This window comes from Streptomyces sp. NPDC001443 (genome assembly GCF_053597355.1).
Map to the genome: position 1 here is coordinate 87302 of NZ_JBSFIA010000041.1, position 11232 is coordinate 98533.

Annotated in this window: 9 protein-coding genes; 4 read left to right on the forward strand and 5 right to left on the reverse strand. The window is 73.5% G+C overall.

The features are described from left to right. The first annotated feature begins 280 nt into the window (after positions 1-280). Positions 281-619, forward strand: coding sequence for a hypothetical protein (locus ACWC24_RS33425; RefSeq protein WP_450666657.1), 339 nt, complete (start codon positions 281-283; stop codon positions 617-619). 634 nt (positions 620-1253) lie between these two features. Beyond that, the gene (sepH, locus tag ACWC24_RS33430; protein ID WP_450666658.1) at positions 1254-2288 is read left to right on the forward strand and encodes a septation protein SepH; all 1035 of its coding nucleotides are present in this window, start codon (positions 1254-1256) and stop codon (positions 2286-2288) included. Between the two features lie 772 nt (positions 2289-3060). Here the strand turns inward: sepH and ACWC24_RS33435 are convergent. Then, the gene (locus ACWC24_RS33435) at positions 3061-3912 is read right to left on the reverse strand and encodes a sulfurtransferase (RefSeq protein WP_450666659.1); all 852 of its coding nucleotides are present in this window, start codon (positions 3910-3912) and stop codon (positions 3061-3063) included. 306 nt (positions 3913-4218) lie between these two features. On the opposite strand from ACWC24_RS33435, the gene ACWC24_RS33440 reads away from it, so the two are divergent. Next, positions 4219-5040 (forward strand): VOC family protein, encoded by an 822-nt coding sequence (locus ACWC24_RS33440; protein ID WP_450666660.1) that lies wholly within the window; start codon positions 4219-4221, stop codon positions 5038-5040. Between the two features lie 25 nt (positions 5041-5065). Here ACWC24_RS33440 and ACWC24_RS33445 read toward each other — a convergent pair whose 3' ends face one another. From ACWC24_RS33445 to ACWC24_RS33460, 4 genes are all read right to left on the reverse strand, one after another. Further along, positions 5066-5716 carry a thymidine kinase gene (locus ACWC24_RS33445; protein WP_450666661.1) on the reverse strand — a complete coding sequence of 217 codons (651 nt, stop codon included), beginning with the start codon at positions 5714-5716 and terminating at the stop codon, positions 5066-5068. 71 nt (positions 5717-5787) lie between these two features. Further along, on the reverse strand, positions 5788-6993 hold the full coding sequence (locus tag ACWC24_RS33450; protein ID WP_450666662.1) for an alkaline phosphatase family protein: 1206 nt from the start codon (positions 6991-6993) through the stop codon (positions 5788-5790). Continuing rightward, on the reverse strand, positions 6993-7589 hold the full coding sequence (locus tag ACWC24_RS33455; RefSeq protein WP_351616559.1) for a DUF5998 family protein: 597 nt from the start codon (positions 7587-7589) through the stop codon (positions 6993-6995). Before ACWC24_RS33455 ends, ACWC24_RS33450 begins: the two co-directional genes overlap by 1 nt. Positions 7590-7718: 129 nt before the next feature. Then, positions 7719-10682, reverse strand: coding sequence for a bifunctional acetate--CoA ligase family protein/GNAT family N-acetyltransferase (locus tag ACWC24_RS33460; protein ID WP_450666663.1), 2964 nt, complete (start codon positions 10680-10682; stop codon positions 7719-7721). 173 nt (positions 10683-10855) lie between these two features. Here ACWC24_RS33460 and ACWC24_RS33465 point away from each other — a divergent pair, with 173 nt between their 5' ends. Beyond that, positions 10856-11137, forward strand: coding sequence for an HPr family phosphocarrier protein (locus ACWC24_RS33465; RefSeq protein ID WP_152891428.1), 282 nt, complete (start codon positions 10856-10858; stop codon positions 11135-11137). The last annotated feature ends 95 nt before the right edge of the window (positions 11138-11232 follow it).

Consider the following 11232-nt stretch of genomic DNA (forward strand, 5'->3'; position numbering starts at 1 on the left):
GGCCGCGGGCGACGAGCCGTCACCGGAGCCTCCGCCCGCGGCGGCGCTCGGGTCCGGTGCCGGGCTCTGCGCCGTACCACCGCCTCCCGCGCTCCCGTCCGGGGCACCGCCCGCAGCGGTCGCGCCGCCGGCCGCGTCCGGCGTGGCGGAGGAGCCGGACGCGGACGCTGTCGCGCCTCCGCCGGAGCCGGAGCCGGTGGACGGGCCTGCCGACGGACCGGACGAGGGGTCCGATGCCGGACGGGACGACGGGTCCACACCGGAGGACGACCCGCCGTGAGTGGTCAGGGCGCCGCCGACCGTCGTACTGCCGCCGCCGCTGAAACTGCTGCCGGACACCAGCTCGTACGTGGTGATGCCGGCCATCGTGACCCCGAACACGAGGGCGGCCGCGACCACGGGCCGGCGCCACCCCCTGACCCTGGCGCGACAGACGGTCCCCCGTGTGAACTCTCCGACGGGCGGGGCCGCCGGGACACCGGGCACGGCCACGGCGGCCCTGGACGGGACGGCCGCCTCACGCAGCTGCTCGCCGGTCCGCCGGAAGAAGTGCTGGAACAGCGTGCCGCCGCAGGTGGCGACGACACTGACCACGCCGGCACCGAGGATCGTCCCGTAGACACCGAAGTAGGAGGCGAGTTTGGCCGCCACCACCGCGGCCACGGCACTGCCCGCGACCTGAGGCACGCTCAGGTCGATCCGCCTCCCGTTCTTCACCTCCCTCCCGCTGCCGGACTCGTCCACGTCAACGGGCCTTTCACGCATTCCGGGACCTTGTCTGCCTCTCCCTCGACCGGTCGACCCGCACCGCTCGATCGACCACTTGCACGAGAAAGGGACGTACAGACGAAACGATTAGTTCCGTTTCCGGCGATCGGGTGAAGTACGCCACGTTCACGCCCGTACCGCCGCACAACGGACGGTCAAGTCCCACCCCCTGCAACAAGTTGAACGGCGCGCCAATCCACGCACGTGGCCCAAATGGAGTACTGTTGCGAGCCCTGGGTTCGGTCTCCCGCCAGGGCGTCCGGGGCCTTGCCGGACCACCGGGAGGGGGCTAGTTGCACAGGGTGACGGAGTTTGTCACTTAGCGTTGCGAATAGGTAACCGTGCCATAACGGCGTACGCGGACTCACGTCCGACACGCCGGGCAACTCGGCAAGGTTGTGGCAGGCTGCACCCGGGCAGGCCACACTCGACTAGCGGAAGCAGCGACGCACGTGACGTCGGCAGGCACCACCCGGGAGGTCCCCATGCCCGAACTGCGTGTCGTGGCCGTCTCCAATGACGGCACACGGCTGGTGCTGAAGGCTGCGGACAGCACGGAGTACACGCTTCCGATCGACGAACGGCTCCGTGCCGCCGTGCGCGGCGACCGTCCCCGCCTCGGCCAGATCGAGATCGAGGTGGAGAGCCATCTCCGCCCCCGTGACATCCAGGCGCGTATACGTGCCGGCGCGACCGCGGAAGAGGTCGCCCAGATGGCCGGCATCCCGGTCGACCGCGTACGCCGCTTCGAGGGCCCTGTGCTGGCCGAGCGCGCGTTCATGGCCGAGCGGGCGCGCAAGACCCCGGTCCGTCGGCCCGGCGAGAACGCCGGACCCCAGCTCGGCGAGGCCGTCCAGGAGCGCCTGCTGCTGCGCGGCGCCGACAAGGACACCGTGCAGTGGGACTCCTGGCGCCGCGACGACGGCACCTGGGAAGTCCTGCTGGTCTACCTGGTCGCCGGTGAACCGCACTCGGCGAGCTGGACGTACGACCCGCCCCGGCGGCTCGTGCAGGCCGTCGACGGCGAGGCGCGCTCGCTGATCGGCGAGTCCGACGACCTCGCCGCGCCCGAGCCCAGCTTTCCCTTCGTGCCGCGGATCGCACGGCTGCCGCGCGACCGCCCGCTGGACCGCGCCCTCGACCGGGAGCGGCCGAGCCTGCCGGCGCAGGCCTCCGAGCCTCCCGAGGAGAGCACGGGCGAACGGGACTCGCTGACCAGCCTGCTGGAGGCGGTGCCGAGTTTCCGGGGCGACCTCGTGGTCCCGGAACGCCCGGTGGAACCGCCCGTGGAGGAGCCCGTCGAGGAACCGGAGGCGGAGGAGCCCCCGGCTCCCGCGGCCTCCGCCGGCTCCGCCTACGCGGACGTACTCATGCCGCGCTCGGTCGGGAGTCACCGCGACCGTCTGGTCGGTGCCACCGACCGGCAGGCCGAGGCGGACGGCGTCCGTCCAGGGCGCCGGGCCGCGGTACCCAGCTGGGACGAGATCGTCTTCGGCACGCGCCGCAAGAAGCAGGAGTAGCCCGGCCGTACGACACCGAGGGCCCGCGCGCGTCACCGGCGCGGGCTCCGGTGACGCGCGCGGGCCCGGAACTCGTGCGCGGAGCACGGCACATGCACGGAGACCGCCGGAACACGCGCGTGGGGCACGGCACCTGTGCCCGTCCCCCGGAACGCGTGTGCGCGGTGCGCGGGAGTCCTGCCGGACACCGGCGGACGCGCGGGACGCCCGTAGGCGTTCGCGTGGGGCCACCGGCGCACCCGTGCGTTCGCCGGGCCACGCGCGCCCGCCGACCGGCCCGCACCGGGCCCTGGCCCCGCACGGACGCGCGGGCATCCGCGCGGGACAACCGCGAGCTCGCGTACGGCCCACCGGACATCTGTACAGGACAACCGCGGGCCCGCCCATGACCCGTCGGGCATCCGTACAGGACAACCGCGAGCCCGCCTATGACCCGTCGGGCATCCACGCGGGACAACCGCGAGCTCGCGTACGGCCCACCGGGCATCCGCGCGGGACAACCGCGAGCCCGCGTACGGCCCACCGGGCATCCGTACAGGACAACCACGGGCCCGCCCATGACCCGCCGGGCATCCACGCGCGACAACCGCGGGCCCGCCCATGACCCGTCGGGCATCCGCGCGCGACAACCGCGAGCCCGCGTACGGCCCACCGGGCATCCGTACAGGACAACCGCGAGCCCGCCCATGACCCGTCGGGCATCCGCGCGCGACAACCGCGAGCCCGCGTACGACCCGCCGAGCATCCGTACGAGACCGGCGGGCGTGCCGCGCTACTGCGGGTCGGGGCCCACGGCGACGGGTCGGGAGGGGTCCGAGGACCACTGCGACCACGAACCGACGTACAGCGCGGCCGGGATCCCGGCGACCGCCAGCGCGAGCACCTCATGGGCGCCGGAGACACCCGAACCGCAGTACACGCCCACCTCGGTGCCCTCGGCGGCCCCCAACGCCCTGAAGCGCGCGTTCAGTTCCCCGGCGGGCAGGAACCGCCCGTCCGCCGCCACGTTCTGCATGGTGGGCGCCGACACCGCGCCCGGGATGTGCCCGCCGACCCGGTCGATCGGCTCCACCTCGCCCCGGTACCGCTCCCCCGCGCGCGCGTCGAACAGCACCCCCGACCGCGCCAGCGCCGCGGCCCCGTCCGCGTCCAGGAATCCCGCGGCCGCCGGCACCGGCTGGAAGTCGCCCTCGGCGGGAGTCGGCACGTCCGCCGACAGGTCCCCCTCCCAGGCCCGCAACCCGCCGTCCAGGACCCGCACGTCCGGGTGACCCGTCCAGCGCAGCAGCCACCACGCGCGCGCCGCCGCCCAGCCCTGTCCACCGTCGTACACGATCACCGGCACCTCTCGCGACACGCCCGCCCGGCGCATCGCGGCACCGAACTCCGCGATGTCGGGCAACGGGTGCCGGCCGTCCGGTCCGGGCGCGGCGGCGAGCTCCGCGTCCAGGTCGACGAAGACGGCTCCGGGCACATGTCCGGCCGCGTACTCGGCCCTGCCGTCGAAGGCGGGTTCCCCGGCCGCCTTGGCCGTGCTGAGCTGCCAGCGGACGTCGAGCAGCGTCGGCGGACGCTCCTCGGACAGGACGGTCGCGAGTTCTGCTGCGGAGATGATGGCGTTCATGGTCACCATCCTCGCGCAAAGGGTGGCCGCGTCGCCGATGTCCGGCTACTCTGCTCGGCCGGGCAGGCACGGTCACGAGGAGTACGGGATCGGCCACATGCTGTACAACTGATCGACCCCCACAAGTAATCGTGCCGAAAGGGACGAGAAACCTTACAGCGGGCATTCTCCGGCTATGGGACCCACGCACGCGTGACGGCGTGTACGCCCGGTGAGCAGGGCGCCACACTCGGTGCGAGCATCGGGCACGAGATCCGGAGAGCGGAAGCGACGCGGCCCCCACGAGGGGCCGAGAAGAGAGTGACGATGACCGAGACACGGGAGTCGGCAGGCCCGAACGGCGAGGCGCACGCCCGGTACGCGCCCGGCACGCCCTGCTGGGTGAGCCTGATGGTGCACGAACCGGCGGCGACCCAGGACTTCTACGGAGAGCTCTTCGGCTGGGAGTTCCAGCCCGGTCCCCGGCGGCTCGGCCCGTACGTCAGGGCCCTGCTGGACGGCCGAGAGGTGGCGGGCATCGGCCAACTGCCGCCGGACCTGCACCTGCCGACCGCCTGGACGCCCTACCTCGCCTCGGACGACGTGGACCAGACCGCCGAGACGGTACGGCTGTGCGGCGGCACGCTCGGCGTCGGACCGCTCGACGCGGCCGAGGCCGGACGGCTGGCGATCTGCTCCGACCCGTCGGGCGCCGTCTTCGGGGTCTGGCAGACGGCGGAACACCAGGACGACGGCGGCCTCGGAGCCCCGGGAGTCCCCGGCGTCCCGGGCACGCCCGCCTGGAACGAGTTGCTGACCTTCGACTCGGTGACCGTCGCCAAGTTCTACGGATCGGTGTTCGGCTACGAGGAACAGCCTTTGGTCCCGGCCGACTTCGACCAGGTGACGCTGTGCGTCGAGGGCCGCCCGGTGGCCGGCATCCAGGGAGTGGGCAACGCCCTGCCGCGCGAACGGGGCCCGCACTGGCTGACGTACTTCGAGGTGGCCGACACCGACGAGTCGCTGGCCCGGCTCGTCGCACTCGGCGGACGGGTCCTGAAGCCGGCCCGGGACGGCGCCCACGGGCGCGTGGCCTCGGTGGCGGACCCGGAAGGGGCCCGGTTCGCCCTGGTCCAGAGCCCGCGCTGACGGTCCGGGAGAGCGGGCCCGAGGCTCAGGAGGTCGACACCGGCAGCACGTCGGGCGACAGGGCCGCCGCGTGGGCCGTGGCCGACGTCATACGTCGCCGGTGATGGCGGCGGCACAGCACCTCGTAGCCGATCTCGTCCGCGGAGCGGTTGACGTCGCCCACGACCACCTGGGCGCCCTCGACGACCATCTCGCCGCCGACCGTGCGGGCGTTGTGCGTGGCGCGGGCGCCGCACCAGCACAGGGCCTCGACCTGGAGCACCTCGACCCGGTCGGCCAGCTCCACCAGCCGCTGGGAGCCGGGGAAGAGCTTGGAGCGGAAGTCGGTCGTGATGCCGAAGGCGTAGACGTCCACTCCCAGGTCGTCGACGACCCGCGCGAGCTGGTCGATCTGTTCGGGCGCCAGGAACTGCGCCTCGTCCGCGATCACGTAGTCCGCGCGCCCGCCCTTGGAGAGGTGGTCGACGAGGAACGCGTACAGGTCCTGCCCGTCCTCGACCTCGACCGCGTCCGTGACCAGGCCGAGGCGGGAGGACAGCTTGCCCTCGCCCGCGCGGTCGTCACGCGTGAAGATCATGCCGACCAGCCCCCGCGTGGAGCGGTTGTGCTCGATCTGGAGGGCCAGCGTCGACTTCCCGCAGTCCATCGTTCCGGAGAAGAACACCAGCTCGGGCATGGGAAGCGGAGCACCTTTCGGCGGAGACAGGCGGAGGGCGGACGGGAGGGAACGGGGCGTGGGTGTGGAACTCAGGTGCGTACTTCGAGCAGCGGGACCAGCTGCTCGGCCGGGGTCATCGAACCATGGTTGCCGACCATCGCCGACTCCTTCGGTTCCCGCTCCGAGGCGATGATCAACACGTCGTCGTGGGCGGCCGCCACCACGTCGCCGATACGCGCGTACACGCGTTCGTCGATGTGCGGACCGAACCATCCGGCCGCGATCGCCTCGTCCCGCGAAGCCACCCAGAACTGCTCGCCGAGCACCTCGCGCCAGCAGGTCAGCACGTCGCTCTCGGCGCCGGGCACCGCGTAGACGTGGCGGGCGCGGCCCTCGCCGCCCAGCAGGGCCACGCCGGCGCGCAGCTCCCAGTCCTCGTCGAAGTCGATGCGGTGCTGCTCGTCGAACGGTACGTCGATCATGCCGTGGTCGGCGGTGACGTACAGGGCGCTGCGCGGCGGCAGTTGCTCGGCCAGGCGCTGGACGAGCCGGTCGACGTACATGAGCTGGCCGCGCCAGGTGTCGGAGACGACGCCGTAGCGGTGGCCCGCGCCGTCGAGTTCGGCGTAGTACGTGTAGACCAGGGCGCGGTCGGCCGCGGCCAGTTGGGCGGCGGCGAGATCCACGCGTTCCTCGCCGGCCAGCCTTCCGTGGAACGTTCCGCCGCTGAGGGCGACCTTGGTCAGCGGGGTGTTCGCGAAGGTCGGCGACGAGACCTGGGCGGCGTGCACGCCGGCCTCCTGGGCCAGCTGGAAGACGGTGGGGTACGGCTGCCAGACGCGCGGCGAGGTCCACGGCTTCCAGCGGAGCTGGTTCATCAGCTCGCCGGTGTCCGGGTTGCGGACGGTGTACCCGGGCAGGCCGTGGGCGCCCGGCGGCAGGCCGGTGCCGACGGAGGCGAGGGAGGTCGCGGTGGTGGCCGGGTAGCCGGCGGTGATCGGGCGGCCGGTGCCGCCGCGGGAGCTCGCCAGCAGCGAGGCCATGAAGGGCGCCTCGTCCGGGTGCGCCCTGAGCTGTTCCCAGCCCAGGCCGTCGATCAGGAACACGCAGTTGCGGTCGGCGGCGGTCAGCTCGGGGATGCCGGCGGGCAGGCCCGGGACGCCCATGCCGGCGGCGAGCGTGGGCAGCAGGTCGGCGAGCGAGCCGGAGCCGTACTCCGGGACGGGGGCGGAGCCGACGGCGAGCGGCTCGGGGTGGTCCCAGGCGACGGAGTCGGACGGCGAGAGAGGGGACATCAGGGGGTGACGTCCGCGGTCGCCTCGGAGATCGCCTGGGCGAAGGAGAGGGCCTGGCGGACCGTCTCCGGGCCGTCCCCGGCCTCGCTGACACGCAGGCTGAGGTCGTCCGCCGTCGAGCTGCCCGTGTAGCCGTGGTCGGCGTCGCAGTTGGGGTCGCCGCAGGCGGCGGGCTCCAGGTCGATGCGGGAGACGGCGCCCCAGCCGATGGTCAGCACGATCTCGCGCGGCAGCGTGCCGGGGGTGTAGGACTCGGGGTTGGCGACCACCCGGCTGACCACGACGGACGAGATCCGGCCGATCTTCACGGACTCCGTGGACGTCGTGGCGTACGGCGTCGGGGAGGTGGTGTCCGCGGCCTGCTCGTCGGTGTGGCTCACGATGAAGCGGTTGCCGGTGAGGACCAGCACGGTCACGTGCCGGCGCACCTCGTTCTGGTCGAACGTGGTCTCCTGGTGGACCAGGTACGACCGGATCGGCTCGCCGCCCACGGCGGCCTCCACCGCCTCGGCCACGAGGGCCGGGTAGTAGCCGCTGCGCTCGATCGCCGCACGCAGCCCCTGGGTCGTCGTACTGGTCTTGGCCATGACGTCCATCCTACGGGGGCGCACTGACTGCGAGGCACCGCTCGGCGTACCCGACGGTCCCGCGCGAGCGAACCGTCCCGCCCGGACGGCCGCTCGGCGCGGCGCCCGGTGGGACCGGACGGCCGCTCGGTGCCGCGCTCAGTACGAGGGGAGCGTGCGCGGGCCGAGGTCGTCACGGACGGGGGGTGGTGCCAGGCGCACGGTGGCGCCGAGGACGCTCAGTCCGCGAGGGGCGACGACGACCGGCTCCAGAGTGACCGCGACGACCTCGGGGTGGTCGTCCACCAGCCGGGACACCCGCAGCAGCAGTTCCTCCAGCGCAGGCGTGTCGACCGGGGTCGAACCCCGCCAGCCGAACAGCAGCGGCGCCGTCCGGATCGACCGGACCAGCGAGGTCGCGTCCCGGTCGGTGACCGGAACCAGCCGGTGCGCCATGTCGTCGAGCAGTTGGGACGCGGCCCCGGCGAGCCCGAACGACAGCACGGCCCCGGCCTTCGGATCGATGACCGAGCGCACGACCGTGTCGACCCCGCGCGGTGCCATCGCCTGCACCACCGGCCGCAGCTCGTCCGGCTTCCCGAACAGCTCGGTCAGCTCGGTGTACGCCCGGCGCAGTTGCTCCTCGTCCGCCAGGTCGAGGCGTACGCCGCCGAGGTCGGCGCGGTGTCGCAGATGCGGTGCGGTGGCCTTGAGGGCCACGGGATAGCCGAGGGCGCGGGCGGCCTCGGCAGCGGCCTCGGGGGTGGGTGCGGGCACCGCCTCGCGCACGGCGATCCCGTACCGCCCGAGCAGCTCGCACGTCTCCCCGGTACCGAGGGTGAGTCCCTGGCCGCGGTCGAGCAGGCCCTCGATCAGCCGGGCGGCCCCCTTCTCGTCGATGTCCTCGTACTCCGGCACCTTGCCCGGGTCGGCGGCCTCACGCCGCCACTGCCCGTACCTGACGGCCTCGGCGAGAGCGCGGACCGCCCGTTCCGCGGCGGGGTAGGCGGGGATGAGCCGGGAGCCCGAGGCGGGGATGCCGGGCTCGCCGAGGGAGCCGGGCGCGCCGGGAGCCCCGGGCGTTCCAGGTGTTCCGGGTGTTCCGGGCGTTCCAGGTGTTCCGAGGGGGCCGGGCCTTCCGGGCGGCCCGGAGACGGTCGGGGCCGGGGAGTTCCCGGACGCCGGGGCGGGCTGCCGCGGTTGCGTGGTGGGCGGTCGTGGCGCGGAGCGGGTGGCCGCCTGGGCCTGGGGCGCGGTGCTCGCCGCCGCCGACAGCGCCTCGGCGAGCCCGCCCAGCTCCACGTGCACGACCAGCACCGGCTTCGAGGGGACGTCGGCCGCGGCCGACCGCAGCGCCTCGGCCAGCGTCGCGTCCCCGACCGACTCCTCGCCGACCGCCGGTATCGCGGTCACCACGACCGCGTCGCACGTCTCGTCCGCCAGCGCCCGCGACAGCGCCCCCCGGAAGTCGTCCGCCGTGGCCCCCGTCGTCAGGTCGACCGGCGGCTGCGGCCGCAACCCCTCGGCGAGGCAGGCGTCGTACGTCAGCACGCCCAGCGACTCGGAGTTGCCGAGGATCGCCACGCGCGGGCCGGCCGGCAGCGGCTGACGGGCGAGCAGCAGCCCCGCGTCGACCAGCTCGGTGATGGTGTCGACGCGGATGACCCCGGCCTGCCGCAGCAGCGCGGACACGGTCGCGTGCGGCAGCCGGGTCGCCCGTACGGCGTGCCCCTGCGGGACGTGGCCCGCGCCCTGCACGACGACGAGCGGCTTCGCCGCGGCCGTACGCCGGGCCAGGCGGGTGAACTTGCGCGGGTTGCCGATGGACTCCAGGTACATCAGGGCGACGTCGGTGTCCGGGTCGTCGTACCAGTACTGGAGGACGTCGTTGCCGGAGACGTCCGCCCGGTTGCCGGACGACACGAAGGTCGAGACGCCCGTGACACCGGTCACACCGCCGCCTCGCCGGTGCAGCCGGGACAGCAGGGCGATGCCGATGGCGCCGGACTGCGCGAACAGACCGATCCGGCCCGGACGGGGCATCTGCGGGGCGAGCGAGGCGTTCAGCCGTACGTCCGGGGAGGTGTTGATGATCCCGAAGGCGTTCGGGCCGATGATGCGCATCCCGTACACGCGCGCGTGACGTACGAGTTCGCGCTGGCGCTCGCGCCCTTCGGGTCCGCTCTCCGCGTACCCGGAGGAGACCACGACGAGACCCTGGACGCCGTGCTCGCCGCACTCGGTGACGACGTCGGGCACGTGCTCGGTCGGCACGGCGACGACCGCGACGTCGACGGGTCCTTCGATGTCGCGCACCGAGCGGTGGGCGGGCACGCCGTCGAGCTCGTCCTGTCCCTCGGGCAGCGCCCGGTTCACGGCGTACAGGCGTCCGGTGAACCCGGCCTCCCGGAGGTTGCCGAGGACGCTGCGGCCGACGCCTCCCGGGGCGCGGCCGACACCGACGACGGCGACGGAGCCCGGGGCGAGCAGCCGGCGCACCGACCGCGCCTCGGCGCGCTGCTCCCGCGCGCGCTGCACGGCGAGCGAGCGCTCCGTCGGTTCGAGGTCGAACTCCAGGCGTACGACGCCGTCCTCGAAGCTGCGTTTCTGGGTGTAGCCGGCGTCCGTGAACACCTTGATCATCTTGGTGTTCGCGGGCAGCACCTCGGCGGCGAAGCGGCGGATGCCCCGCTCGCGCGCGACGGCCGCGATGTGCTCCAGGAGGGCGGAGGCGACCCCCCTGCCCTGGTGCGCGTCCTGGACCAGGAAGGCGACCTCGGCCTCGTCGGCGGGCGCGGAGGCGGGCACTCCGCCGGCGCCGATGCGGTCGTAGCGCACGGTGGCGACGAACTCGTCCCCGATCACGGCCGCGAGCCCCACCCGGTCCACGAAGTCGTGGTGCGTGAAGCGGCGGACGTCCTTGGCGGACAGGCGCGGGTACGGCGCGAAGAAGCGGTAGTACTTCGACTCGTCCGAGACCTGTTCGTAGAAGCTGACCAGGCGGTCGGCGTCGTCGACGGTGATGGGCCGGACGCGGGCGGTGCCGCCGTCGCGCAGCACCACGTCCGCTTCCCAGTGTGCGGGGTACTCGTGCCGGTCCTGCGGGTCCGCCGAGGTCTGCATGGGCCCCAGAGTACGGCTCGCGTACGACAACGGCGCGAGGCAGTCTGTGGGGGACGGACGTCGGGTCGAGGCCGCGGCCGGCACCCCGGGACGGGAACCGGGTCGCACCCGGCACCCGTCCCGGCATGTAACACTGGTCTAGACAACCCTGAGACACTGAAGGGCAGCATCACATGGCTGAGCGCCGCGTCAACGTCGGCTGGGCCGAGGGCCTCCACGCCCGTCCCGCCTCCATCTTCGTCCGGGCCGCCACGGCCACCGGCGTCCCGGTCACGATCGCCAAGGCCGACGGCAACCCCGTCAACGCGGCCTCCATGCTGGCCGTCCTCGGCCTCGGCGCCGAGGGTGGCGAGGAGATCGTCCTCGCCTCCGACGCCGAGGGTGCGGACGCCGCCCTCGACCGCCTGGCCAAGCTGGTCACCGAGGGGCTCGAAGAGCTTCCCGAGACCGTCTGAGCCCGCGCCAATCCGACCTTCTCCAACAGGCCCTTGTCGCCGGATCCGCCGGCCGGGTCGGTGTTGTGGCGCAGGACCATACGGATGTTCCACGA